This window comes from Acidimicrobiales bacterium, from assembly GCA_035294085.1.
GTDB lineage: Bacteria > Actinomycetota > Acidimicrobiia > Acidimicrobiales > Bog-793 > DATGLP01.
The window spans coordinates 41,348-65,997 of record DATGLP010000006.1 but is presented as its reverse complement, the minus strand read 5'-3'; the positions used below and the strand labels follow the sequence as shown (position 1 = coordinate 65,997).

At 74.1% G+C, this 24,650-nt stretch carries 23 protein-coding genes; 5 read left to right on the top strand and 18 right to left on the bottom strand.

Going from position 1 to position 24,650, the window contains the following annotated elements; all coding sequences use genetic code 11:
• Positions 1-8: 8 nt before the first annotated feature.
• Both VKV23_01635 and VKV23_01630 read right to left on the bottom strand, forming a co-directional pair.
• A complete protein-coding gene (locus VKV23_01635) occupies positions 9-1,067 on the bottom strand; it encodes a transketolase C-terminal domain-containing protein (protein HLI14742.1) in 1,059 nt (352 codons plus the stop codon).
• Positions 1,064-1,942 carry a 1-deoxy-D-xylulose-5-phosphate synthase N-terminal domain-containing protein gene (locus VKV23_01630; GenBank protein ID HLI14741.1) on the bottom strand — a complete coding sequence of 293 codons (879 nt, stop codon included), beginning with the start codon at positions 1,940-1,942 and terminating at the stop codon, positions 1,064-1,066. Before VKV23_01630 ends, VKV23_01635 begins: the two co-directional genes overlap by 4 nt.
• A gap of 136 nt (positions 1,943-2,078) precedes the next feature.
• Here VKV23_01630 and VKV23_01625 point away from each other — a divergent pair, with 136 nt between their 5' ends.
• Complete coding sequence (locus VKV23_01625) at positions 2,079-2,855, top strand: FCD domain-containing protein (GenBank protein ID HLI14740.1); 777 nt, start codon at positions 2,079-2,081, stop codon at positions 2,853-2,855.
• A gap of 122 nt (positions 2,856-2,977) precedes the next feature.
• On the opposite strand, the gene lhgO is transcribed toward VKV23_01625, so the two are convergent.
• Entirely contained in the window at positions 2,978-4,180 is a 1,203-nt protein-coding gene (gene lhgO, locus VKV23_01620; GenBank protein HLI14739.1) for an L-2-hydroxyglutarate oxidase, read from the bottom strand.
• A 53-nt stretch (positions 4,181-4,233) separates the two neighbouring features.
• On the opposite strand from lhgO, the gene VKV23_01615 reads away from it, so the two are divergent.
• Complete coding sequence (locus tag VKV23_01615) at positions 4,234-5,244, top strand: NAD(P)-dependent oxidoreductase (GenBank protein HLI14738.1); 1,011 nt, start codon at positions 4,234-4,236, stop codon at positions 5,242-5,244.
• Between the two features lie 326 nt (positions 5,245-5,570).
• Here the strand turns inward: VKV23_01615 and VKV23_01610 are convergent, their stop codons facing one another.
• The 4 genes from VKV23_01610 to VKV23_01595 form a co-directional block, all read right to left on the bottom strand.
• On the bottom strand, positions 5,571-7,190 hold the full coding sequence (locus VKV23_01610; GenBank protein HLI14737.1) for an MFS transporter: 1,620 nt from the start codon (positions 7,188-7,190) through the stop codon (positions 5,571-5,573).
• A 122-nt stretch (positions 7,191-7,312) separates the two neighbouring features.
• A complete protein-coding gene (locus tag VKV23_01605) occupies positions 7,313-7,948 on the bottom strand; it encodes a class I SAM-dependent methyltransferase (protein HLI14736.1) in 636 nt (211 codons plus the stop codon).
• The gene (locus tag VKV23_01600) at positions 7,945-8,328 is read right to left on the bottom strand and encodes a hypothetical protein (protein HLI14735.1); all 384 of its coding nucleotides are present in this window, start codon (positions 8,326-8,328) and stop codon (positions 7,945-7,947) included. The genes VKV23_01605 and VKV23_01600 overlap by 4 nt, the downstream gene beginning before the upstream one ends.
• Before the next feature lie 362 nt (positions 8,329-8,690).
• Positions 8,691-9,317 (bottom strand): DoxX family membrane protein, encoded by a 627-nt coding sequence (locus tag VKV23_01595; GenBank protein ID HLI14734.1) that lies wholly within the window; start codon positions 9,315-9,317, stop codon positions 8,691-8,693.
• A gap of 332 nt (positions 9,318-9,649) precedes the next feature.
• On the opposite strand from VKV23_01595, the gene VKV23_01590 reads away from it, so the two are divergent.
• Positions 9,650-10,279 (top strand): GntR family transcriptional regulator, encoded by a 630-nt coding sequence (locus VKV23_01590; protein HLI14733.1) that lies wholly within the window; start codon positions 9,650-9,652, stop codon positions 10,277-10,279.
• Here the strand turns inward: VKV23_01590 and VKV23_01585 are convergent.
• The 10 genes from VKV23_01585 to VKV23_01540 form a co-directional block, all read right to left on the bottom strand.
• Positions 10,251-11,705, bottom strand: coding sequence for an MmgE/PrpD family protein (locus tag VKV23_01585; GenBank protein ID HLI14732.1), 1,455 nt, complete (start codon positions 11,703-11,705; stop codon positions 10,251-10,253). The two genes, VKV23_01590 and VKV23_01585, sit on opposite strands and share 29 nt — an antisense overlap.
• A 1-nt stretch (position 11,706) precedes the next feature.
• Positions 11,707-12,696 carry an NAD(P)-dependent oxidoreductase gene (locus tag VKV23_01580; GenBank protein HLI14731.1) on the bottom strand — a complete coding sequence of 330 codons (990 nt, stop codon included), beginning with the start codon at positions 12,694-12,696 and terminating at the stop codon, positions 11,707-11,709.
• 20 nt (positions 12,697-12,716) lie between these two features.
• Positions 12,717-14,201: an aldehyde dehydrogenase family protein gene (locus VKV23_01575; GenBank protein HLI14730.1), complete on the bottom strand. Its 1,485-nt coding sequence runs from the start codon at positions 14,199-14,201 to the stop codon at positions 12,717-12,719.
• Positions 14,191-14,940, bottom strand: coding sequence for a GntR family transcriptional regulator (locus VKV23_01570; GenBank protein HLI14729.1), 750 nt, complete (start codon positions 14,938-14,940; stop codon positions 14,191-14,193). The genes VKV23_01575 and VKV23_01570 overlap by 11 nt, the downstream gene beginning before the upstream one ends.
• Before the next feature lie 85 nt (positions 14,941-15,025).
• Positions 15,026-15,820, bottom strand: a complete 795-nt coding sequence (locus VKV23_01565) for an ABC transporter permease subunit (GenBank protein ID HLI14728.1) — start codon at positions 15,818-15,820, stop codon at positions 15,026-15,028.
• A complete protein-coding gene (locus tag VKV23_01560; protein HLI14727.1) occupies positions 15,817-16,653 on the bottom strand; it encodes an ABC transporter permease subunit in 837 nt (278 codons plus the stop codon). Before VKV23_01560 ends, VKV23_01565 begins: the two co-directional genes overlap by 4 nt.
• On the bottom strand, positions 16,650-17,489 hold the full coding sequence (locus tag VKV23_01555) for an ABC transporter ATP-binding protein (protein HLI14726.1): 840 nt from the start codon (positions 17,487-17,489) through the stop codon (positions 16,650-16,652). The genes VKV23_01560 and VKV23_01555 overlap by 4 nt, the downstream gene beginning before the upstream one ends.
• A 45-nt stretch (positions 17,490-17,534) precedes the next feature.
• Entirely contained in the window at positions 17,535-18,173 is a 639-nt protein-coding gene (locus VKV23_01550) for an SRPBCC domain-containing protein (protein HLI14725.1), read from the bottom strand.
• Complete coding sequence (locus VKV23_01545; protein HLI14724.1) at positions 18,170-18,583, bottom strand: cupin domain-containing protein; 414 nt, start codon at positions 18,581-18,583, stop codon at positions 18,170-18,172. The genes VKV23_01550 and VKV23_01545 overlap by 4 nt, the downstream gene beginning before the upstream one ends.
• A gap of 27 nt (positions 18,584-18,610) precedes the next feature.
• Positions 18,611-20,029 carry an MmgE/PrpD family protein gene (locus VKV23_01540; protein ID HLI14723.1) on the bottom strand — a complete coding sequence of 473 codons (1,419 nt, stop codon included), beginning with the start codon at positions 20,027-20,029 and terminating at the stop codon, positions 18,611-18,613.
• Between the two features lie 351 nt (positions 20,030-20,380).
• Between VKV23_01540 and VKV23_01535 the strand changes: the two genes are divergently transcribed.
• Entirely contained in the window at positions 20,381-22,030 is a 1,650-nt protein-coding gene (locus VKV23_01535) for a thiamine pyrophosphate-binding protein (GenBank protein ID HLI14722.1), read from the top strand.
• A gap of 21 nt (positions 22,031-22,051) precedes the next feature.
• Positions 22,052-22,978: an aldo/keto reductase gene (locus VKV23_01530; protein HLI14721.1), complete on the top strand. Its 927-nt coding sequence runs from the start codon at positions 22,052-22,054 to the stop codon at positions 22,976-22,978.
• Positions 22,979-23,000: 22 nt separating this feature from the next.
• Here the strand turns inward: VKV23_01530 and VKV23_01525 are convergent, their stop codons facing one another.
• Positions 23,001-24,641, bottom strand: coding sequence for a thiamine pyrophosphate-binding protein (locus tag VKV23_01525; GenBank protein HLI14720.1), 1,641 nt, complete (start codon positions 24,639-24,641; stop codon positions 23,001-23,003).
• Positions 24,642-24,650 lie beyond the last annotated feature (9 nt).

Genomic DNA, 24,650 nt, shown 5'->3' with positions numbered 1-24,650 from the left:
TCCTTCGCTCACACGGCCGCGTACTCGCCCGTCTCGACGGGGACGTCGCTCGCGCTCGGCGGCTCCCCGGCGCGCCCGAGAGCGGCCCAGGCCGCGGCGATGACCGAGCTCGTGTCGAGGCCGTAGCGGCGGAAGAGCCAGGGGGCGCTCGACGCCTGGGCGTAGGTGTCCTGGACGCCGACACGCCGGAGCAGCCGGCTCGCCCCCGCCTCGGCGAGCACCTCGGCGACGGCCGAGCCCAGGCCGCCGATGACCGAGTGGTTCTCCGCGGTGACGACGGCCCGGGCGCTGCGAGCGGCCTCGAGCACGCTGTCCCGGTCGATCGGCTTGAGGACGGCGACGTTGAGCACGGAGGCCTCGACGCCGGCCTCGGCGAGCACCTGCGCGGCGCGCAGGGCCGTCGCGACCAGCATGCCGGAGGCCACGATGGCGACGTCGTCGCCTCGGCGAAGCCACTGCGCCCTGGCGAGGTCGAGCTCGTGGCCCTCGCCGAAGAGCACCGGCACCTCGCCCCGCTTGAGTCGCAGGTAGCACGGGCCGCGCCGGCTGGCGAGGAGGCCGACGACCTGGCGGACCTCGGTCGCATCGGCGACGTCGACGACGGTCATGTTCGGTAGGCAGCGCATGAGCGCGACGTCGTCGACGGCCTGGTGGGACGGTCCCCCCGGGCTGGACAGGCCCGGCATGAAGCCGACGAGCTTGACGTCGAGGCGGGGGTAGGCGACCTGCATGGCGACCTGCTCGAAGGGGCGGCGCGTGGCGAAGACGCCGAAGGTGTGGACGAAGACGCAGCGACCGGCTCGGGCGAGGCCGGCGGCGACCCCGATCATGTTCTGCTCTGCGACCCCGACGTTGACGAACTGCGCCGGCAGCTCGTCCCTGACGAGGTCGATCTCGGTCTGGCGCGTGAGGTCGGCGCTCAGCACGATGACGTCGGGTCGTCGCCGGGCCAGCTCGAGCAGGGCCGTCCCGTAGGGCTTGAGGACCGTCCGGTACGGCGGCGCGAGCAGCTCCGGCGCGGTCGCGCCGGGTCGCAGCTCGGCTCGCTCGGGTGCGTCGTCCCTCACGGCGCACCCCCTCCTGCCGGGCCGTCGAGGGCCGCGAGGGCCTGTGCGACCTGGTCCGGCGTGACCTTGACGAAGTGCGAGTCGCCCGCGGGCACGAGGCCGGCGGGTCCGGTGACCACCGAGGTGCGCGCGACGACGGCGCTCGGGCGGCTGTCGGCGAGGGCGGCGGCGAGCGCCCGGTCGAGCGCCACGACGTCGTGGCCGTCGACCTCCTCGGCGTGCCAGCCGAAGGCACGCCACTTGTCGGCCAGCGGCTCGAGCGTCGTGACGGTGGACACGGCGCCGTCGACCTGGGAGCCGTTGCAGTCGACGACGGCGACGAGCGAGCCCAGCCGGTGGTGGGCCGCGAACATCGCTGCCTCCCAGGTCTGGCCCTCCTCGAGCTCGCCGTCGCTGCACAGCACGAAGACCCGCCGGTCCACGCCCGCGAGCTGGTCGGCGAGCGCGAGCCCGGCCGCGACCGACAGCTCCTGGCCGAGGGAGCCGCAGGTCGCGGCGACGAGCGGGGTTCGCTCGCTCGAGATGCTCTCGATCGGCGAGCCGTCGGCCCCGTAGGAGGCGAGGTCCTCCTCGTCGAGCAGGCCCGCCTCGGCCGCGGCCGCGTAGTGGGCGATGACGTAGTGGCCCGGGGAGAGGACGAAGCGGTCCCAGCCGTGGCGCAGGACCGAGCGGTACAAGACGGCGAAGAGCTCGGCGGACGAGAACGCCTGGCCGAGGTAGCCGGCGCCCGCGGGGGCCACCATCTGCAGGGCCCGCCGGCGGATGCGGCGCGCCGCGGCGCGCAGCTCCTCGGGGTCGTCGGTCGGGGGGCGGGCCCGCCGGAACGGGTCGCCATCGGCGCGCGGCCGCGACGCAGCGTCGGGCTCGGCCTGCATCCGATCCCCCTCCTCGTCCCGGGCAGCTTCCCGGCTCGGCCCTCGACTGGGAAGCAACTGGTCAAGTGGCTGAGCCACTCTCTCCTTCTACGCCGCCTAGGCTTGCGTGTCAAGGTCGGAGGAGAAGGTGGGAGCGATGACCCAAGCGGCGCAGCGCGCGCCGAGGCCAGGCGCGGTGGCGGTCGAGTCGTTCCGGCCGGTGCGCGCGCAGCGGCTCGCCGACGAGCTCGTCGACCAGATCCGGCGGCTCATCGCCGAGGAGGGCCTCGCCGAGGGCGCGCGCCTGCCCTCCGAGCGCGACCTCGCGCGGCGCTGCGGCTCGAGCCGGGCGGTCGTGGCACAGGCGCTGCGGATGCTGGCGGTGATGGGCCTCGTCGAGATCCGCCCCGGATCGGGGGCCTACGTCCTGCGCAACCCCTCGACCATGGTGACGGCCTCGGTCCACCTCATGCTGGACCTCCGCCAGGGCTCGCTCGAGCACCTCTGCCAGCTGCGCCTCTGGCTCGAGACGCTCGGAGCGGTTGAGGCGTCGGCCGCGGCGAGCGACGGTCATCTCGCCGAGCTCGGCGTGGCGCTCGAGCGGCTCTCCGCCGGTGGCGAGAGCGCGTCGTCCCTCGTCGCCGCCGACACGAACTTCCACGCCCTCGTCGTCGCGGGGGCGGGCAACCCCTACCTGTCGGCCATCTACGAGAGCGTGCACAGCGCCGTCGTGATGACCGAGTACGAGCGCTGGATCCGGACCGACGACGCGCCCGACTGGCTGCGCTCGGAGCACGCCGAGAAGCACGCCCGCCTCCACCGGCCCATCGTCGAGGCGCTCGTGCACCGCAGCGAGCGCGGCGTGCGGCGCGCGCTCGTGACGCACCACCTCGCGCTCCTCGAGCACCTCCGGCTGGTGCGAGCGGAGCGGTGAGGAGCCGCCCGCAGCGCGCGACGCGGTGGCGTCCGTGGGGCGCGCGCCGGCTGCCCGACCTCTCGGGCGTGCTCGGGGGCCGCTGGGCGCGAGCGGTGCAGCGCAGCGAGCTCGCGCCGCGCTCAGGCGCCGCCGGCGACGACGCGCTGCGCGAGGAGCTCGGCGATCGCGAGCGACGAGGTCGCGGCGGGCGACGGGGCGTTCCGGACGCTCACCACGGGCCCCGTCTCGTGGATGACGAAGTCGTCGACGAGCGAGCCGTCCGGGCCGACCGCCTGGGCTCGCACGCCCGCAGGGGCCCGGACCGCATCGGCGGCGGACAGCTCGGGCACGTACGAGCGCGCCTCGCGCACGAAGGCTCGCTTCGAGAGCGAGCCGACGAGCTCCCGCAGTCCGACCCGCCAGTAGCGGCGAACGAGCCGGCGGAACCCAGGGAAGGAGAGCAGCTCGGCCACGTCGCCGAGGCTGACGTCTCGCCAGCGGTAGCCCTCGCGGGCGAGCGCGAGCACGGCGTTCGGCCCGATGTCGACGCTCCCGTCGAGGCGCCGCGTGAAGTGGACCCCGAGGAAGGGGTAGGCGAGGTTGGGGACCGGGTACACGAGGCCACGCACGAGGCTGGCTGCCGGCGGCAGCAGCCGGAGGTACTCGCCCCGGAAGGGCACGATCGCCGGGTCCTCGGTGTCCCCAGCGAGCCGGGCCACCCGGTCGGCGTGCAGGCCGGCACAGACGACGACGCGGTCCGCGACGAGCGCGCCGTGCCCGGAGACGACCTCGACGCCGCGCCGTCCCCGCCGCAGCGACCGGACCTCGTGCGCGAGGCGGATCTCGCCGCCGTGCGCGATGACGTCGGCGGCGAGTGCCCGCGCCACGGCGGCGAAGTCGGTGATCGCGGTGCGAGGCGAGTGGAGCGCGGCCCGGGCGCGCACGTGCGGCTCGATCGCCCTGAGCTCGTCTGCCGACAGCCGCCGCAGGCCCGGCACGGCGTTGGCCCGCGCCCTCGCCTCGATCTCGGCGAGCGCGGCGAGCTCGGTGTCGTCGCGGGCGACGACGACCTTGCCGCACTCGACGTAGGGGATGTCCCGGGTGCGGCTGAGCTCGCGCAGCAGCTCGCCGCCGCGTCGGCACAGCCGGGCCTTGAGCGAACCGGGCCGGTAGTACAGGCCGGCGTGCACGACCCCGCTGTTGCGACCGGACTGGTGGGACGCGATGGCGCGCTCCTTCTCGAGCACGACGACGCGAAGGTCCGGTCGCAGCTGGCAGAGCTGGCGGGCGGTCGCCAGGCCGATGATGCCGCCGCCCACGATCACGACCCGCTCTCCGCTCATCCTCACGCCCCTCCGCCGCGCCGGAGGCGACCCTCCGCCGGGTCGCCAGAGTCTTGCGCGCGCGCCGCCCTCGTGGCGGCGCCGGGCTCGCGTCGGCGACGCGGGGAGGGGCGTCGGGAGCGCAGCGCTCACAGGATGTGCTGGATCGGAGGTACGAGATGAAGGTTGCTGTCGTGGGGACCGGCCGGATGGGCAGCGCCCTCGCGCGACGCCTGCTCGCCCAGGGCGTCGAGGTGGTCGTCTGGAACCGCTCGCCCGAGCGCGCCGCTCCTCTGGTGGCCGAGGGCGCGACGGTGGCGAGTGGCCTCGCGGCGCTCTGGCAGGGTGCGGCAGCGGTCGCGACCTTCCTCGCCGATGACGCTGCGGTCCGCGACGTCCTGCTCCGGCCCGGGGGACTGCTCGAGTCGGCCCCCGAGGGCTCTCTCCTCCTCGAGATGAGCACCATCTCGGTGAGGGCATCCGCGCAGATCGCGGCGGCGGCTGCCGGCCGCGGCGTCGGCTACCTGCGCTGCCCGGTGAGCGGCAACCCGGACGTGCTCGCGGCAGGCAACCTCTCGCTCCTCGTCTCCGGCGACGAGGCGACCCTCGCGGCAGCCCGGCCGGTGCTCGCGCTCGTCGGGTCGCGGGTCGTGCGGGTCGGGGCCGGCGAGGAGGCCCGGGTCGTGAAGCTGGCCATCAACGCCATGCTGGCCGGCACCGCCGAGCTCCTCGCCGAGGTCGTCCTCCTGGCAGAGGCGTCGGGCGTGAGCCGCGAGGTGTTCCTCGAGGCGGCCAAGGTCTCCGCCATCGGGTCGCCCTTCGTCCACTACAAGCAGCGAACGCTGCTCGAGCGCGACTACGAGGCGACGTTCACCCTGGAGATGCTCGTGAAGGACCTCGACCTCGCGGCGGACCTCGCCGACGAAGGCCGACTGTCCCTGCCCGTCACGGAGCTCGTGGCGCGCCTCGCGCGCGAAGGCTGCGCCGAGGGCTTCGGCGGGCTCGACCTCCTGGCGCTCCTCCCGCGCCTGCAGGTCGCGAACGGCAGGGCTGCCGACGTCGAACCCGGCGAGCCCGCTGGGTGAGGGAAGGACCGCCCGACGGCGGAACGGGGCGCGTCGAGGCGAGCCCAGCGTTCACAGGCGCCCGACCCCGGTCCGCTCCTCGTCGGGCGAGGCGCGAGCAGGGGCGAGGCGCTCTCTTCTGGACGGGCCCTCGTTCTCCCGGCATGGCGATGCGCAGGCGCCACCTGCCTACCTCCGGTGGTCGAGCGTCCCGTGGCCGTTGGCAGGCGCCTGCACGCGTCCTCGCGGCCGGTATCGGGACCTGCGGCCCGTGACGGGCCGAGGGCCACGACGGTTCGCCGACCGGCCGCCGGGCGGAGCCCCCTGCGCCGCGGCAGGCTGGCAGGCTACGGACAACGGACCGGCGTCTCGACGTGATCCGTCCGCCGTCGACCACGGCTCGCGCGCGCCCGGCCTCGGCTTCGGAGTCCCGACGTCCGCATCAGCCGCTGACGGGTACCCCGGCGGTGCGCTCGAACGCTCCGACCCTGCCTCTCCGGGCTCGTCTGCCTGCCTCCGAGCGGCTGGTGGGGGGCGTCCCGCACGGCGACGAGCGCGACGAGGAAGGCGAGCGCCGCCGCGGCAGCGCCGGCGAGTAGGGCGGCGTCGTAGCCGCTCGTACGGGCGAGCAGCATCGAGGTGCTCGGCCCGTGCGCCGGCATCGCCGCGGCGCCTGCGCCGAGGCGGTCGCGCGTCACGGTCGCGGCCACGGTGACGAGCACGGCGAGCCCGAGCGAACCACCGACCTGCTGGCTCGTGCTGAGCAGGGCGGACGCGAGCCCCGCCTGACCGTGGGCCACGCCGGAGACGGCCCGCAAGGTGAGGGGGACGAAGGACAGGCCCATCCCGACCCCCACCACGACGAGAGGCAGCAGGACCGCGGGGTAGCCGCTGTGGATGCCGAGGCGCGACAGCAGGACAAGGCCGGTGCCCACGAAGGCGGGCCCGGCGACGAGGAAGGGCCTCGTCCCGTGCCGCCCCACCTTGCGGGAGACGAGGGCACCGGTGCTCCCGACGGCCAGGGGGAGCGGGACGTAGGCGAGCCCGGCAGCGATCGGGCTGTAGCCGAGGACGTCCTGGAGGTACTGGGTGAGGAAGTACAGCAGCGACAGCATCGCTCCGCCGAGCAGGAGCATGACGGCGTACGTCCCGGCCCGGTGGCGATCGGCGACGAAACGCAGGGGCACGAGCGGTGCGGGGCTTCGCGACTCGGCGAGCACGAACGCACCGATCAGCGCGCCGGCGAGCACGAACGCCCCGAGGGTGAACGGGTCCGTCCAGCCGGCCTCGGGAGCGCGGACGAGACCGAAGACGGCGAGCGCGACGCCAGCGGAACCCGTGAGCGCCCCCCGCACGTCGAGACGACCAGGGCGCCCTCGGGCCGGGGCGAAGAGGAACGGGGTGCTCGCGACGACGGCGGCTCCGATCGGCACGTTCACGAAGAGCACCCAGCGCCACGAGGCGATGTCGACCAGCATCCCGCCGAGCAGGAGGCCGAGTGCCCCTCCCGCCGCCGACATGGCCGCGTAGACGGCCATGGCACGGTGCCGACGTGGCCCCTCCTCGAACGTGGTGGCGATGAGCGAGAGCGCCGTGGGCGAGGCGATCGCCGCGCCGAGGCCCTGCGCGACGCGGGCGGCGACGAGCCACGCCTGGCTCGTCGCGAGCCCGCCCGCGAGCGAGGCCGCGGCGAAGAGGGCCACCCCGGCCATGAAGACCCGCCGGCGACCGAGGAGGTCACCGGCGCGTCCCCCGAGGAGGAGGAAGCCCCCGAAGGCGAGGACGTAGCCGTCGACGACCCAGGCGAGCCTCGTCGAAGAGAACGCGAGGGCGCGCTGCAGGGCCGGCAGGGCGATGTTCACGATCGTGAGGTCGAGCATCACCATGAGCTGTGCGGTCGCGAGCACCACGAGGGCGAGGCCCTGGCGGTGCGCGCGACTCGCGTGCGGGCGTCTCAGGATGCCCACGGGCCGTGCTGGGATGGTCGATGGGCTGGCCGTGTCCACGTCCTCCAGAGCGAGCTGGCTGGGGTCGGGCCTCGGGACGCCCGGCAGGCGGGCCTGGAAGCGGCGAGGCGCTCGGACGGGCCTCACCGCGGCCGCAGCGCCCAGGCGACGAGGTCGACGAGCGGGGCCTCTCCCTCGCCGCCAGCCCGCGTCCGCTGCTCGAGGACCTCGACCACGAGGCCGGAGAGCTCGTCTCGCAGGCGCTCCTCGGTGTAGAGGCGCTCGGGATCGGGCGGGCCTGCCCGCCCGAGCGAGTCGAGGTGGTGGCCGATCACGAAGAGGTGGCCACCGGGCGCGAGCGCCCTCTTCGCCAGCTCGACCAGGCGGCGGTGCTCGGGAGGGGGCAGGTGGACGTTGGCGAGCACGACGAGCTCGGCGGCCGCTGGCACCACGTCGTAGGCCAGCAGGTCGGCCTGGACCCAGGTGATCTCGACCCCCGCCTCGCGGGCGCGGGCGCTCGCGAGGGCGAGGCCGACCGCCGACGCGTCGACGCCGGTCACCCGCCAGCCTCGGCGGGCGAGCCAGATCGCGTTCCGTCCAGGACCGCAGCCGAGGTCCAGCGCCGTACCGGGCGCGAGACCGCCCGCGAGCTCGACGAGGGCGTCGTCGGGCTCGCTCGGCCAGTCGTGGGAGGCGAAGCGCTCGTCCCAGAAGGCGCCGACGGACTCGTCGGGCGCCGACGTGGGGCCTTGGTCGTGCAGGTGCCTCGGGCTACTCATCGCTGCCCCTCCGCCGTCCTCGCGTGCCGTCGTCCTCGGGCATGCCCTCTCGGTGCCGGCGAGCCCGCCAGGCGCGACGAGCCCACGAGCGCGAGGTCGGCCGTGCGGTACCTGGCCAGGCCGAGCGACTCCTCGAGGCGCGCGAGCGTCGCGGCGAGCGCATCGGCACCGTCCGCGCCGAGGACCGCTGCGGGCCACTCCTCTTCGGCGGCTGCCGCCTGCACGGCGCGGCAGGCGAGCTCCCGGCCTCGCTCGGTCAGCTCGAGGCCTCGCGGTCGCCGGTCACCGGGCACCGGTCTGCTGCGGAGGAGACCTCGCGCCTCGAGCTCGTCGGCGCAGCGCTTCACGTTCATCGGGTCCGCGGAGAGCCGGCGTGCCACCGTACGGATCCCCTAGGAGGACGAGTCGCTGAGCGCCCGCAGCACGGCTGCCTGTGGCGGTGTGAGGTCGAGCGGCCGGAGGGCGGCGGCAAGGCGCGCCCTGAGGAGCGAGCGAGCCGTCCGACGCGAGAGCCGGTCGAGCCCTCGAGGGGGCCGGGTACGTGGCGTGCGCCACGGGCGGGAGGGACCGCGGAGAGCACGTCGAGGTCAACCGTAGAGAGCACTACGGCATTCCGCGACTGGTCGCGACGGCCGATCGACGGGGCTCGGAGGCGGCGCCGGAGCGGGTCTGCCCGCGACGCCTCCTCAGGCTCGCTCGAGCGAGGACCGCGCCACGCGCTGCTACCTCGTCACCGCCGTTCTCAGGCGGTCGCCGCGGCCATGCCCGCGTCGCGCTGGCCGTCTGGACCAGATCGGCCGGCATCCTGGCGAGAGGCGTCGTCCTCGCCTCGCGCGGCCTCGTGTCCCGGACCCGTCCCGGCCGTGCTTCTCGTCGTCACCGCGCGGCGGCGACGTCCGATCACCGCGCCAGCAGCCGCCGCGCCGAGCGCGAGCGCGGCGACGCGAAGACGAGGTCGGACCTCGTCCCAGCCGAGGAGTCGGTCGACGGACAGCGACCCCGGACCCGTGAGCGCGAGCGACGCCGCTGCGACGGCGAGAGTCATGGGGAACTCGAGCCCACGCTTGGCGTTGAAGAAGCCGTTGGGCACGTGCGTGCTCGCCGCCACCGCCATCGTCGCGCCGGCGGCCGCTCCGGCCGCGGGCGTCGCGAGGCCCGCCGCGAGGAGGAGACCGCCCCCGGCTTCGCCGAGCCCGGCCGCGAGGGCACTCGCACGGCCAGGACGAAAGCCCATCGTGTCGAAGGAGCGGGCCGTCTCCGCGAGGCCACGCCCCCCGAACCAGCCGAACAGCTTCTGTGCTCCGTGGGCGAAGAGCGTCAGCCCGACCCCGAGGCGGAGCGTGAGGAGTCCAAGGTTCTTGGTGGTCATGTCTCGATGCTACGGGGCGCCGCCCCGGCTGGCCGCGCCCGCGTCCCGGGCCGGTTCCGCTACGGCGGGAAGCGGGCAGATCCCGGACCCCGCGACGCCATCACGGGGAGGACAGCCGTCGCGGAGATGACGGGGGAACGCCTCGTCTCGGCCCGCTGGTAGCCTGAGCACCGGTTTCCTCAGCGCGGGCCGCCGGTAGTGCCGGTACGGAGGGTGCGGCGACGATGCGGACGATGCGTCGGTGTAGGCACGGTGGTGCAGACGTGTTCGGGGCGCGTCCGCACCGGGTGCCGCGGCGCCGTCCTCGCGCCGGTCCGGGCTAGCCGCCCGCGATGGCACGCTCCGTCTACGACGCGCTGCGCGACGAGATCGTGACGGGGAAGCTCGCGCCCGGTACGCCACTCGTTGCGACTGCCCTGGCGAAGCGCTTCCGTGTGTCGAGGACGCCGATTCGCGAGGCGCTGCTCAAGCTGCGCCAGGACGGCCTCGTCGAGCCGACGGGTGGTGGCCTCGAGGTGCGGCGCCAGAGCCCGGAGGAGATCCTCGAGATCTACGAGCTGCGCGTCCTCCTCGAGGAGTTCGCCGCACGCTCGGCCGCGTCGCGCCGGAGCGAGCTCGACCTCAACCGCCTCGTCCACCTCCACCGGGACATGTGCCAGCTCCCCTTCGAGGACGCCGACGCGAGGATCCGCGCGAACCGGGCCTTCCACGAACAGATCTGGGTGGCGAGCCACAACCGGACGCTGCGCGACCTGCTCGAGCGCATCAGCACGCTCCTCCACCGCTACCCCGAGCCGACCCTCAACTACCCCGGACGCTGGGAAACGGTCCTCAGCGAGCACGAGGCGCTCATCGAAGCCATCAGCGAGGGGAGGGCCGAGGAGGCGGCGAAGATCGCCGCACAGCACATGAGCGCGGCGCGCGACCTGCGGCTCAAGATGTACTCGGAGACGCCGGCCTAGCGGCGCGCGAGGTGGCGCGCCCTCTCGCCCCCGGCTCTTCCGACGCACCGAGGTCGGCGATCGTCGCCATCAACGGCGCCAGCGTCGGGGCCTCCTCGATCCGCCACCACGCGCCGCGCACCGTCTCCCGCTGCGATTCGGTCAGCCGACCGGCGCAGGCCACGTCCAGCTTGGCGTTCACGTCGTCGTCGTCGAACGGGTTGCGCGCGTGGCCCTTCGGGAAGGAGGCCTCCGCCTCGAGCACCTCACCGGATCGCTTGCGCACCGTGATCCTCGCGCGCGGCGCCCCGGAGATCTCGCTCCTCGCCGGGCGGTAGCCCGCGGTGAGGTCCGGATCCTCGCGAATCGAGATGCGTGCCATGAGGGGGCGCAGCGCCGGGTCGGCGAGGCGCTCGGGGGTGAAGGAGGCGGGCGTGACCGCGCCGTCGACGAGGCCGACCGCGAGGAGGTACGGCAGGCTGTGGTCCGCGGTCTCGGGCGTCTTCGGATCGTAGACCGAAGGGTGCGAGCCGATCGCGTTGCGCAGCACGGCGTAGGCCTCGATCTCGATCGCCTCGATCTCCTCGACGCTCGTGAAGGCGCGAAGGCGTGGCAGGAGCCCGAGGAGCGCCTGGGCGTGCGACTCGGCGGGGAACAGCTTCTGGTGGGAGAGCTCGATCACGAGGGCGCCCTCGGGGTCGGCGGGCAGCTGCGGCTCGATGCGGCCGGTCACCTGGTCGAAGACACCGCAGGGCCCCTCGAAGGGGTGCGAGGGGCCGGTCATGCCTGCTTCGGCGAACGCGACAGCGTTCGTCGCATTGAGCAGGGCCCAGGCCGTGGCGGCGTTCTTCCACATCGAGATCTCTCCCCGCCGCGTCACGAGCAGCGGGACTGCCGGCACGAGCGACAGCGAGAGCGCATTCGCGAGCTCGCGCTCGCGCAGTCCGAGGAGCTTGCCCATCGCCAGCGCCGCGGCAGCGCCGACGAACAGCCCCTGGTCCCACCCTCGCTCGGTGAGCGGCGCGACGCGGCCGAGCGCGCCGAGGAGCTCGTAGGCGAGGACCGTCGCCTCGAGCACCTGCGCGCCCGACGATCCGGCCACCTCGCCGGTCGCGAAGAGCGCCCCGAGCATGTCACTCGGGTGGCCGCCGCCACGGGCGAGCATGCCGTCGTTCCAGTCGAGAGCGCGCACCATCACGGTGTTCGCGAACGCCGCATAGGCCGGCGCGCTCTTCGTGCCGGCGCCGATCACGGTCGCGCCGGGCTCGTGGCGCAGCGCGCCGGCGAAGCGCCGCGCCCGGCGCCCTGGCTCGGTGCCGTAGCCGGCGATGGCGCACGCGACGGAGTCGACGATGTGGCGCACGGCAGCCCGGCGGGCCCGATCCGGGACCTCGGCGAGCGAGAACGACGAGGTGAGCTCGACGAGCCGGCGAACCAGCGCGTCCACGTCACCCACCGAGGCCGGGGTGCTCCGCGCCGGGCACGAAGATGCGGTCCTCGGCTGGCAGCTCGCCGCTCGCGAGGTAGGACGAGACGTTGGCGAGGGCGCGCTCGACCACGAAGGGGAAGTTGTCCGCGACCGCTCCCGCGCAGTGCGGCGTCAGCACGACCGTGTCGAGCGCGCGCAGGCGCTCGCTCACCACCGGCTCGCCCGCGAAGGTGTCGAGTCCGGCACCAGCGAGCCGACCGCTCGCGAGTGCGTCCGCGAGCGCGTCCTCGTCGACGAGTCCACCGCGCGCGCAGTTCACGACGACGGCCCCCTCGCGCAGTTGAGCGATGCGTTCGGCGCTCAGCAGGTTCGCGCTCGACGGCGAGTACGGGACGTGGAGGGAGACGACGTCCGAGGAGGCGAGCAGCTCGTCGAGGCCGACGAAGCGCAGGCCGAGGCGCCGCTCCGTGGCGCGCGGGGCGCGGCGCAGGTCGGTGTAGAGGAGGAGGACCTCGAAGGGGCGAAGGCGCTTCGCGACCTCGGTACCGACGTGGCCGAGACCGACGAGCCCGACCGTCTTGGCCCGCAGCTGCCGCTGGAAGGCGCGTGCCTCCTCCTTGAACCACTCGCCGGCGCGCACCCTGCGGTCCGAGCTGGCGAGGCGCCGGAGCGACGCGAGGACGAGCATGACGACGTGCTCGGCGACGGCGGGCGCGTTCACGCCGGCGAGACGCGCGACCGCGACGCCCCGCTCCCGGCAGCACTCGAGATCCACCTTGTCGACGCCGACGCCGAGCTTCTGGACGAGGCGGAGGCTCGCCGACGCCTCGAGGACCGGGCGGGACACGGCGGACCAGATGACGAGGACCGCGTCTGCGCTTCGGGCCGCCGCGGCCTGGTCGTCGGTGCGCGCGGAGGCCGCGCAGGCGAGCTCCCAGCGCGCCGGGAGGCGTGCCCTGAGCTCGCGCAGGAGCCCCTCGTCGAGCGGGTCGAGCAGCCCGAGCCGCACCGGTCGTCCTCCGGCCACGGCTAGGCGAGACCCCAGTAGAGGCTCTTCGCCTGCTGGTAGCTGCGCAGCCCGAGAACCCCCTTCTCCCGCCCGAGCCCGCTCTGCTTGAAGCCGCCGAAGGGCGTCGAGATGCTGAGCTCCTTGTAGGTGTTGACCCACACGGTCCCGGCCTCGATCGCACGAGCGACGCGCCACGCCCTGCGGTAGTCGGCAGTCCAGATTCCGCAGGCGAGGCCGAAGGGCGTGTCGTTCGCCTCGGTCACGAGGTCCTCCTCGCTGTCGAAGCGGACGATGCAGAGCACCGGGCCGAAGATCTCCTCGCGAAGGACGCGCGAACCGGCCGCGAGCCCGTCGATGACCGTCGGCAGGAGGTAGGCGCCGCGATCGTACGCCGATCCCACCGGCCGGTCCCCGCCGGCGAGGACGCGCCCGCCCTCGGCGAGCGCGGCGGCGACATACGCCTCGACGCGCTCGCGCTGGGCGAAGCTCGCGAGCGGCCCCATCTGTGCGTCCGGCGACGCCGGGTCGCCGACCCGCAGCGCCCGAGCTCGCTCGACGAGCGCCGAGACGAAGCGGGAGGCGATCGGTCGCTCGACGAGGACCCTCGAGCCGGCGACGCAGGACTGCCCACTCGCCTGGAAGATGCCGGAAGCGACGGCGTCGGCAGCCGCGTCGAGGTCCGCGTCCGCGAAGACGATGTGCGGCGACTTCCCGCCGAGCTCGAGCACGGCCGGGATGATCCGCCGCGCCGCCGCCGCGGCCACGGCGTGGCCGGTCGTCGTTCCGCCAGTGAAGGAGACCATGCGGACCGCCGGCTGCTCGAGGAGCGCGGCGGCAACGTCGCCCCGGCCGGGGAGGACGTTCACCAGGCCCGGCGGGAGCCCCGCGTCGAGCGCGAGCCGGGCGAACTCGATCGCCACGCTCGGCGTCACCTCCGAGGGCTTCAGCACGACAGCGTTGCCCGCGGCGAGCGCCGGGGCCAGCTTCTGGGCCTCGAGGGTGAGGGGCGAGTTGAACGGCGTGATCGCTGCCACGACGCCGTACGGCTCGTAGAGGCACATCGACAGGTAGGGGCCGCGCGGTGGCGTGAGATCGCCGTCCACCGTCTCGCAGACCGCTGCGTAGTAGCGGAAGGTCGCCGCTGCGGCGCGCGCCTGGGCGCTGCACTCGCGTGCCAGCTTGCCGTTCTCGCGCCGCTGCACGGTCGCGAGCTCCTCGGCGTTCGCCTCGATCGCAGCCGCCAGCCGCGCGAGCGCCCGGGCCCGCTCGTGGGGCAGGAGGTCGCGCCAGCCGGAGGAGCGCCACGCCTCGTCGGCGACGCGCACCGCCTCGACGACGTGGTCCTCGCGGGCGGCGCAGACCTCCCAGTTGACGCTGCCGTCGGCCGGGTTCGTCGACACCAGGACGTCGTCGGCGTCGTCGACGAAGCGGTCGCCGATGATGAAGGGCTTCGGCACCGCTGTCCGGCCCTCCAGCTCGCGCCCGGCGCGCCTGCTACTCGGCATGGGGGCGGGCGAGCGGGCCGTCGACCGCTGGCGCCTGTCCGGGAGCCCCCGTCCCCGAGAGCATGAGCAGGCGGATGCGCTCGGCCTCGCGGATGTGCTCGCGGGCGATCTTGCCCGCCCGGGCAGCGTCCCGAGCCTCGAGCGCGTCGACGAGCTGGCGGTGCTGCGCGAGGGCGGACTCGGCGCGCCCGGGGAAGTTGTAGGTCGTGCCCGGCAGCGGGACGCTGTGCGTCGTCCCGGGCACCGGGAGCAGGGCGGAGGCGTTCTCGAGCGATCGCAGGACGATGACGAGGTAGCGGTTCCGAGCCGCTCGGTAGATGACGTCGTGGAACGCGGTGTTCTGCTGGGCGAGGGCGATCGCGTCCGTCGCCGGCGTCTGCGCCTGCTGGTCGAGCAGCGCCCGCAGCGTCGCGAGCTCCGCGCTCGAGGCGTGCTCGGCGGCGAGCTCGGCGGCGAGTCCCTCGAGGACGTCGCGCACCGCGTAGATCTCGGACATGCGCTGCTGGTCGAGTCCGGTCACGACGCGCCCGCCTCGAGGCGCGGCCTCGATCATGCCCTCGGACTCGAGGCGGTTCAGGGCCTCACGGATCGGGGTGCGGCTGATGCCGAGCCACTCGCCGAGCTCGACCTCGCGAAGGCGGGTCCCCGGCTGGAACTGACCGGTGTGGATCGCGGCCTTGAGCCGCAGGTAGGCGCGGTCGACGAGCGACCGCGTCTCGCGCTCTTGCTCTAGGGCCACCGTTCCGCTCCTTCGTCAGCGCCGCCGTGAGCCGCCCGGCACGGCGGACAACCCGGGCACGCCGCGAGCGCGGCCGATGCCGCCATCATCCTCGCGCGCTCCCCGCCATGCGACCGAGGAAGTGCGACTCGACCGCGCGCGACGCCGCCATCAAGACGGCGGAGATGATCGTCCCGACCAAGAGGGCCCCGAGCACCGCGGCGGGGCGGAAGAACTCGCCCGCGGTGTACAGCGTGCCCCCGATGCCGTTGTCCGCCCCGAAGAGGATCTCGGCGCCTACCGCCACGGTGAGGGCGTGCGGGATGACGACGGCGATCGACGTCATGAGGTAGCGGAACATGTGGGGGACGATGAGCGTCCTCGCCACCTGGCGGCGATTCGCCCCGAGGAGGAGGAGCATCTTCACCTGGTCGGTGTCGACGGTGCGGATCCCGCCCACCGTGTAGATCGTCACGACTGGCAGCACGGCGGCGAGCACGAGGTAGGCGCGGGGCAGAAGCCCCGTCCCGACCCAGACGAACAGGATCGGGGCGAGCACGAACTTCGGCATGGCGTAGACGCCGCTGACGACCGGCTCGACGACCTTCGCGAACAGGCTCGGCAGCACGCCGATCGCAACCGCGAGGAGGACGCCGATCGTTGCGCCGAGGGCGAAGCCGAGGAGGGCCTCGGAGAGGGTGACGCGCACCATCGACCAGAGCGCACCGGTCTCGGCGAAGGACCGCAGCTGTGAGAACACCTGGTTGGGCCCCGTGAAGAAGACGGGGGAGAGGTGCGGCGCGAGCACGAAGCGCCACAGCGCGTACCCGAGGCCGAGCGAGCACGCCCACTGGAGGACGGAGGCGCCGGCGCGCCGGGCGAGGCGTAGGGGATTGCTCACGTCGGGAGTCCGACGCCGATGGACGTCGTGTAGGCGCGCAGCCGGCGCCCGATCACGAGATCGAGCAGGTAGCCGATGAGGGCGGTGCACAGCATGATCGCCATCGCCGCCGCGCCGTCGCCAGCGGTGATGAGGTTCTGCAGGAGGACCCCGAGCCCGCTCGAGGTCGGGGCGCGCAGCTCGGCGAAGATCTCGGTCGCGAAGGCGAGCGGGACGCACAGGCGGATCGCGGCGAGCAGGTGCGGGAGCGCCGCTCGCAGGGCGAGCGAGCAGACGAGCTTGAGGCGCGAGGCGCCCATCAGACGCAGCGCGGTGACGACGCCGGGGTCGAGCTCGAGGATCGCCTGGCGGGTGGCGTAGTAGAAGACGAAGAGGATCTGGCTCAGGACGAGGGCCACGTGCGTGTCGGGGTGCGTACCGAGGAGCAGCACGTACAGCGTCACGAGGCCGACCTTCGGGATCGCGTAGGTCAGGTTCACGAGTGGCTGGAGGAGCCAGCCGATCGGCCGGATCGTGGTGAGGAGGCCGAGGCCGACCCCGATCGGCACCGCGAGCACGAGGGCGTAGCACACCGAGAGCGCCGTGAGGCCGAGCGACGAGAAGAACTGGCCGTCGACGACCAGGTGCCAGAGCGAGGCGAGGATGCTCGACGGCCGACCGACCACGTCCGCGGGCAGCACGCTCCTCGGTCCGCCAGCGAAGACCTGCCAGAGCGCGGCGACGACGCCGAGCGTGCCGAGGCGCGCGGCGAGCGCCGCGAGGTCGACCTGGTTGAGGCGGCGCAGCCCGCGTGCCGTCCGGCCCACCCCGATCGTCTGCGTCGCCAGGCTCATCTCGGCAGCTGCGTCTCGAGGGCGTCCCAGAGCGCGCTGTAGGCGCGCTGCGCCTCCGGCTCCTCGCGGAAGCGAGCCACGGTGCGCGGGTGCGGCGCCTCGATCGCCCGCTCGAGGGCGACGCGTCCCGGGCCCTTCGACATGACGACGACTCGGTGGCCGAGCGCGATCGCCTCGTTGAGATCGTGGGTGACGTAGACGATCGCCACCTGCGTGCGCGCCCAGAGGTCGACGAGGAGCTGCTGCAGGCGGATCCGCAGGAGGGCGTCGATGGCGGCGAACGGCTCGTCGAGGAGGAAGACCTCGGCGTCGCTGAGTAGCGCGCGCGCGAGCGACAGGCGGCTGCGCATCCCCCCGGAGAGCTGGTGGGGCCGGCGACGCTCGGCCTCCGCGAGGCCGACGAGCTCGAGGACCGACCGAGCACGCGCGTAGCGCTCGGCGCGGGGGACCTTCTTGATCTCGAGGGGCAAGGCGGCGTTGTCGAGCGCGCTTCGCCACGGCAGCAGCGTGTCACGCTGGGTCATGTAGACGACGCGGCGGTTCAGGCCGTTGACGCACCTCCCGAAGCAGCGGACCTCGCCCGCGCTCGGGCGCAGCGCCCCTGCGAGGAGGTTCAGCAGCGTCGACTTCCCGCAGCCCGACGGGCCGATGAGGGCGACGATCTCCCCGGCGTCGACCCGCAGCGTCACCTCCTCGAGGATTGGCGCGGCGCCTGGGAAGGCGAAGGACACCGCGTCGATCTCGAGCGCGGCCTCGACCCGTGTGCCGGGGGTGGCGCCAGGTTCCGCGGCGGCTTGCGGCGATCCGATGGCAGCAGTGACCGGTCCTCGCTCCACGTCCGTGCCTCCGTCGTTCGTGCCGACCGGCTGCCCCTGCGACCGCTAGCGCTGCGCGCGCTCGAGCGGCGCGCCAGGGCCGTCGGTAGCCTCCTCGGCGGGGGTGCGCCGGCGCAAGGGGCGTGCGATCCTGCGGAGGAGAGCGGCGAGCGTCGCGCGCAGCGCCTCGAGGACGAGGCGCACGGGGATCCGCCTCGCGGCGCGTGCGGGGCCCTCGACCGCGGCTGCGAGGGCAGGTTCGGGGGCGAGGCGCGCCTGCAGGGCGCGACCGAACTCCGCGGTCATTTCGCGCGCGACCGTGGCGGCGCCGGCCTCGACGACCGAGGCGAGCGGACCGCGAAGGTCGATCCTGCTGTCGATCGTGACGGCGGCGCCGTCGGGCTCCTCGAGCACGTGGAAGGTGGCGCTCGCGTGGAAGCGCGTCCCGCCCCGCCCGTCGCGTCCCTGCGCCTGGACGCGCCCGCTGAGCTCCCCTTCCTCGAGCTCGAGGGTCCCGCGCCCTCGGAAGGTGACGACCATCGGCCCGAAGCGCACCGCGAGGCTGCCGCTGAAGGCGCCGTCCAGGACCTCCGGGTCGAGCGATGCGCCCGGGATGCAGGACGCGACGGCGCGTACGTCGGCGAGCACCTCGAAGACGGCCCTCGGCGGGACCGGGACGGCGATGCGCTCGGCGACCTCGATCACCGGGCGCGAGCCTCCGAGGCGTCCCCGGCTTCGACGCGGCGAGCCCGGGGCTGGCGGGGATCGGGCGCGGGTGCGTTGATGGCGATGTGGAGGCTCGGCTCGTGCGCCTCGTTCGCGACTCGGTGGGGCACCTGCGGCGGGAGCACGACGAGACCGCCGGGCTCGACGCTCAGGCGCCTTCCGTCGACGTCGACGCTGAGGGTGCCGTCGAGCACGTAGACGAGCTGCTCGACCTCGTGGACGTGCAGCCCCTCGGGCGAGGCGCCGCCCGGCGGGGTGCGGATGACGGCGAAGGTGCAGTTCGCCGCGCCCGAGCTTGGGTCGAGGAGCCGCTGCGTGACCCGCTCGGTTGCAGGCGTGGCCCGCAGCCGCTCCCAGTCGACGTTCCGTAGGTACTCGAAGTGGTCCACTGCGCTGTCCCCTCCGTGCTCGGTGTCCTAGTCGTCGCCGACGCCCACCGCGTCGCCCGTCGTCGGGGGGGCGAGGGACGAGAGCGTTCTGATCGCGTCGCCGACGTCGTGCAGCGAATCGAGCGACCAGAACGCGGCGCGGATCTCCTCGCGTCTCGCGGGAGCCACGAGTGGCGCGCAGGCCGCCTCGAGCTTCGCATCCGTCTCCCCGGGCGACATCGGGTTGCGGTAGTGGCCCTTCGGGAAGCCGACCTCGGCCACGAACGGGGCGCCGGTGCCACCTCGGACGGTGATACGGGTGCGCGGCGAGCCGGCGATCTCGCGGCCGGTCGGCCGGTACTGGGCCGTGAACTCCGGGTTCTCGCGTACCTCGATCTTCGCCATGAGGTCGCGCAGCGCCGGGTCGGCGAGGCGCTCGGGGGTGAAGGAGGCGGGCGTGACCGTGCCGTCGAGGAGCGCCACAGCGAGCAGGTAGGGCAGGCTGTGGTCGGCGGTCTCGCGAGTGTCGGGGTCCCACTTCGCCGGGTCCGAGCCGATCTCGTTGAAGGCGTGCCAGTAGGTCTCGACCTCGATGGCGCGGATGTCCGTGGGGTCGACGGCAGCTCGGATTGCCGGCGCGAGCGAGATGAGCGCCTGGGAGTGGGACTCGGCCGGGTACGGCTTCAGGTGCGAGAGCTCGACCACGCTCGGACCACCCGGGTTCACCGGCAGCTGGAACTCGAAGGGCCCCGTCACCTGGTCCCACAGACCCGACCTGCCCTCGAACGGCTCGGCGGGACCGGTCATGCCTTCGCTCGCCAGCGACACCGCGAACAGGGCGTTGCGCACGGCGGCAGCCGACGCGCACCCCTTCCACATGGACAGGTGGCCGACACGAGTGACTCGCAGCGGGACGTTCGGCACGATGGCGAGCGACACGGCGTTGGCGAGGTCGTCGGCGCCGAGGCCCGACAGCCTGCCGATCGCGAGGGCGCTCGCCACCGCGATGAACGTCCCCTGGTCCCACCCCCGCTCTCGCAGCCCGGTGGCGCTGCCGAGCGAGCCGAGGACCTCGTAGGCGAGCACGATGGCGGCGAGGACCTCCCGCCCCGAGGCGTGGGCGACCTCGCCGGCCGCGAGCACGGCGGGGATCATGTCGCTCGGGTGCCCCCCGCCGCGCGCGAGCATCCCGTCGTTCCAGTCGAGGGCGCGCACCATCACGGTGTTGGCGAACGCAGCGAGCTCGGGCGCCGTGGGGGTGCCGTCGCCGAACACCGTCGCGGGCAGGTCGGCGCGGACGCGGCGGGCGAGGCGCCGGGCGACGCGCGCCGGGGCCGTGTCGTAGCCGGCGATCGCGCAGGCCACCGAATCGACGACGCGCTGCAGCGCGGCGATCCGCACCGCGGGGCGCAGGTCGGTCTCGGCAGCGAGGGCGTAGGCGACCAGCTTCTCTGTCGTCGCGTCCACGAGCGGCTCCCCTCGCCCCCCTTCGTCTCGCTGCGCGCCACGAACCTGGCGCGAGCGCCGCGCCCGTCACCCCGCCGCGCTCGGCCGCACCATCGGGCCGGGCCACGCGCGGCGGCGGGCGGGCCTTGACGCTTTGTACACAACTGTATACGATACGGCCGTCTCGGTCGGGCGTCAACGGTGCTCGATCTCGAGGGCACGCTGGAGGGGTCCCGGCGACCGGCCCCGTCGCCGTGGCGAGGGGTGCGGGCGAGGTACGCGGTGGCCCCGACCGCGGGATCGGGTCCGTCGGCCCGTCGTCGAGGTGCATCGGCGGCGGGTGCGTCGCCGTGGTCGAAGGGAGCTGGTGAGGTGCGGGTCTACGAAGCACTGGCGAGGGCGTTCGCGCGGGAGGGCACCTCCGCGGTGTTCGGCATGCTCGGCGACGCCAACATGTACTGGATGAACGCCCTCGACGACCTCGGCGTCGAGCAGTACGAGGTGCGGCACGAGGGAGCGGGCCTCGCCATGGCGGACGGCTTTGCCCGCCTCGCCGGCGAGCCGGGGGTGTGCACGACGACGAGCGGTCCCGGGTGCGCCCAGCTGGCGACGACCATGCTCGTCGCCAGCCGGGCCCGCACGCCCCTCGTCGCCTTCTGCGGGGAGGTCGCCTGGGGCGACGACGAGGCGGTGCAGTGGCTCGACCAGCAGCGCTTCGCCGAGGCGATCGAGGCCGCCTTCGTGCGCGTCACCGCGGCGGATACCGCCTACAAGGCGGTGCAGCGCGCCTTCTACCTCGCCCGGCTGGAGTCGAGGCCGGTGATGCTGAGCGCCCCGATGGACGTCCAGCAGGAGATCGTCGACGATGACGAGGAGTACGTGCCCTCCCACGCGCTCCTGCGGACCCCCCCTGCGTACCCGAACCCCGAGCGCCTGAAGGAGGCGGCCGAGATCGTCGCCTCGAGCGAGCGACCCGTGATCGTCGTCGGGCGCGGCGCGATGCGCGCCGGGGCCGGCGACGCCGTCCGTCGGCTCGCGTCGCGCATCGGCGCGCTCATCGCGACGACGCTCATGGCGAAGAACTGGCTGAACGACGCCGAGTTTCACGCGGGGATCTCGGGCCTGTACGCGACCCGCTCTGCCATCGAGCTGTTCCAAGAGGCGGACTGTGTCATCGGCGTCGGCGCGAGCCTCAATCGGTACACGACCGAGCACGGCCTGCTGTACCCGAACGCTCGCGTCGTCCACCTCGACTCGCGGCCCAACGTCGTCATGGGCGACGGCCGTCTCGCGGACTGCTTCGTGCACACCGACGCGCGCCTCGGCGTCGAGGCGCTCGACCGCCTCCTCGAGGAGCGGTCGGTGACCGCCGTCGGCTACCACACGCCGGAGGTGAAGGAGAAGCTGGCGAGCGCGTTCGACGACCCGGCGCGCTTCGACCTCGAGCCGGGCACGGTCGATCCGCGCGAGGCCTGCCGCGTCATCGACTCGATCGTGCCGCCCGAGATCGGTCTCGTCCTCGGGGGCGGCCAGCAGATCTGCTTCAGCACCATGCTGTTCAACCGTGGGCGGTCGTGGCTGCTCGCGAACCAGCACTTCGGCTGCATCGGCCAGGGGCTCACGACCGCCATCGGGGCGCTCGTCGCGAAGGGCAAGCGGCCCGCGTTCCTCGTCGAAGGCGACGCCGGGTTCCTCATGCACCTCGCCGAGTTCGAGACGGCCGTGCGCTACCGCCTGCCCCTCCTCGTCGTCGTGATGAACGACGAGGCACTGGGCGCCGAGTACCAGAAGTCCGTCGCGAAGGGACTGAAGGCCGAGCTGGCGCGCATTCCCACGCCGGACCTCGGTGCCGTGGCGCGAGCCATGGGCGGGGCGGGCGCCCTCGCGCGCACGATCGACGAGGTGCGGGACGCGACGGCGGCCTTCGTCGCGCAGCCCCGACCGACGATCATCGACGTGCGCATCTCCCGCCAGGTGATCAGCATCCCCTACCGGCGCCTGTGGTTCGGCCAGGACGCCTGAGTCCTGCGGGCAGGCGGCGCGGTGGAGACGAGGCGCATCGGTTCGCTCGAGGTCTCCGTCCTCGGGCTCGGCTGCGGCAGCCTCGGCGCGATGGTCGACGAGACGGGCGCGAGGGCCATCGTTGCCGCCGCGCGCGAGCAGGGGGTCACCTTCTTCGACCTCTCGGACCGCCAGGTAGCGGCCGAGGAGTGGGTGGGGCGAGCCGTCCGGTCCTCGCGCGACGAGGTGGTGCTCGCGACGAAGTTCGGCTCCCGCGTTGCACCCGGTGTCGAGGCGTGCGCGGCGCCGGCCCACGTGCGTGCCGCCGTCGACCGGAGCCTGCGGCGACTCGGCACCGACCGGATCGACCTCTACCAGCTGCACCGTCCCGATCCGGCCACGCCCATCGCCGACACGCTCGGCGCCCTCGCGCAGCTCGTCGCTGCTGGCAAGGTCCGTGAGATCGGGTGCTCGAAGTTCTCCGCGGACCAGCTGCTCGAGGCGGAGGCGGCCGCCTCGAGCGGCGTGCGCTTCGTCAGCGTGCAGAACCGCCTCAACCTCCTCGAACCCGGCGACGCGCAGAGCGTGCTGCCTGTCTGCGAGCGGCTCGGGATCGCCTACGTCCCGTACTGCCCGCTTGCGGGCGGGCTGCTCACGGGCAAGTACGAGCGCGGCCGGCCCCCACCGGCGGGGACGCGCTTCGCCGAGTGGGACCGCTGGCGCGCCCGGGTGCCCGAGTGGCTGACGGCGGAGAACTTCGATCGCCTCGACCGCCTCGCCGCCTGGGCACGCGAGCACGGCCGCAGCCTCGTCGAGCTCGCCTTCGCCTTCCTGCTCGCGCACCGGCCGGTCGCGACGGTGATCGCCGGCGCGTCGAGCCCGGCGCACGTCGAGCGGAACGCGGCAGCCTGCGGGTCCTGGCACCTCGAGCCGGACGAGCTCGCCGAGCTCGAGCTCCTCGCGGGCTGACGCGGCGCTCGCGTCGGCGAGCTCAGCCGCGGACGAGCTCGAACCACGACGCGCGCGAGCGCTGGTCGACCCGAGCGCCGATGAGCGCCGGGGCACGCGAGGCCATCGCCTCGCGCAGCGCGTCGCGGAACGAGGCGCGGCTGTCCACGTCCCAGCCGACTCCGCCGAAGGCGGCTGCGATGCGCTCGCAGGACGATGCGGCGACGTCGACGCCGACGCGCCTGAGCGACTGACGGTCCTGCTTCACCGCGATCTGCGAGAGGCAGGCGTCGGACCACACGACGTAGATCGGCGCCACGCCCTGCTCGGCGGCGACCCCGATCTCGCTCGCGCGCAGGTAGAGGGATCCGTCGCCGAGGAAGGCGACGACCGTGCGCTGCGGCCAGACGAGCTTGAGGGCGTTGGCGGCCGGGATCGCGTAGCCCATCGTCGACAGCCCCTGGGAGCTGAAGCAGGCGTTGGGGCAGCGCGCCGCCCACAGGAGCGCATGGAGGGGCTTGCCGAAGCCGGCATCGACGGTGACGATGGTGTCGTCGGGGAGCAGCGAGCGAGCGTCGACGATCGCCGCGGGGATCGTGAGCGCCTCGTCGTCGAGCGAGAACCGCTCGAGCACGCCGGCACGGTAGGCGGCGACGTCGCCAGGCTCCCACGCGGACGCGCCGGCGAGCTCGCCGGCGAGGAGGTCCTCGCACAGCGTCCGCGGGTCCCCGACGACCTGGTAGCGCGCGGGCAGGACGCGCTGCACGCTCGTCGCGTCGGGCTCGACGGCGAGGATCGTGGCGCCGTAGCGCCAGGGGCCGTTGAAGAAGTCGTAGGCGTCGAGCCCCACCGCGAGCACGACGTCGGCTCGCTCGAGCAGCGCCGCCTCGAGGTTGCCGTTGAGGAAGGTGCCGGCGAGGAAGGGGTCGCCGTCTCGCAGCGTCCCCTTGGCCGCCGGCGTCGTGAACGCCGGAGCGCGCAGCGCCGCCGCGAGGCGCGCGATCGGCGGACCGGCGTCGGGCGGGCAGCGGCCGCCGACGAGGACGACCGGTCGGCGCGCCGCGCCGAGCGCCTCGCGCACCGGGGCGAGCGCGCCCGGCGGAGCCACCGGCGGCCCGGGGCGGTCGGTGCCGGCGAGAAGGGGGCGCCAGTCGGGCGCGCCATCGAGCGCCGGGCTGCGCGCCACCGACGGCGGGAGCTCCAGGAAGACGGGGCCGGCGGGGGGTGCGACCGCGGCGTCGAGCGCCTTCGCGAGGAGCTGGTGGACGTGGCCCCCGATGGTCGCCCGCCACTTCGTGACCGGCGCGACGAGCGCGTGGGAATCGAGGGACTGGCGCACGATGAGCGGCCGGCGATCAGGGTCGTGCTGGCCGCTCACGACGAGGAGGGGGACGTGGTCCAAGAACGCGCTCGCCAGGCCGTTCAGGGCGTTCGTGATGCCCGGGGCCAAGGTGACGACGGCGAGTCCGGGCAGCCCGGTCGCCTGGCTCTCGGCGGCCGCCATGATGCAGGCCGCGCTCTCGTCGCGCGCGGGCACGTAGGTGCAGCCGGCGAGCTCGAGCTCGTGGAGGAGGAGGAGGTGGTCCTCGCCGGGCAGGCCGTAGACGCGGCGGATGCCGAGGTCCGCCACGCAGGCCGCGATCGCCGCAGCGACCGTGCCGGTCTCGGCACCGCTGGTCGTCACGAGCTCCGC

What these genes read in the sequence shown, in the direction of transcription:
- VKV23_01630 (HLI14741.1), bottom strand. Translation starts at nt 1,942, where the DNA reads ATGCAGGCCGAGCCCGACGCTGCGTCGCGGCCGCGCGCCGATGGCGAC.
- VKV23_01625 (HLI14740.1), top strand. Translation starts at nt 2,079, where the DNA reads ATGACCCAAGCGGCGCAGCGCGCGCCGAGGCCAGGCGCGGTGGCGGTC.
- lhgO (HLI14739.1), bottom strand. Translation starts at nt 4,180, where the DNA reads ATGAGCGGAGAGCGGGTCGTGATCGTGGGCGGCGGCATCATCGGCCTG.
- VKV23_01605 (HLI14736.1), bottom strand. Translation starts at nt 7,948, where the DNA reads ATGAGTAGCCCGAGGCACCTGCACGACCAAGGCCCCACGTCGGCGCCC.
- VKV23_01595 (HLI14734.1), bottom strand. Translation starts at nt 9,317, where the DNA reads ATGACCACCAAGAACCTTGGACTCCTCACGCTCCGCCTCGGGGTCGGG.
- VKV23_01590 (HLI14733.1), top strand. Translation starts at nt 9,650, where the DNA reads ATGGCACGCTCCGTCTACGACGCGCTGCGCGACGAGATCGTGACGGGG.
- VKV23_01575 (HLI14730.1), bottom strand. Translation starts at nt 14,201, where the DNA reads ATGCCGAGTAGCAGGCGCGCCGGGCGCGAGCTGGAGGGCCGGACAGCG.
- VKV23_01560 (HLI14727.1), bottom strand. Translation starts at nt 16,653, where the DNA reads ATGAGCCTGGCGACGCAGACGATCGGGGTGGGCCGGACGGCACGCGGG.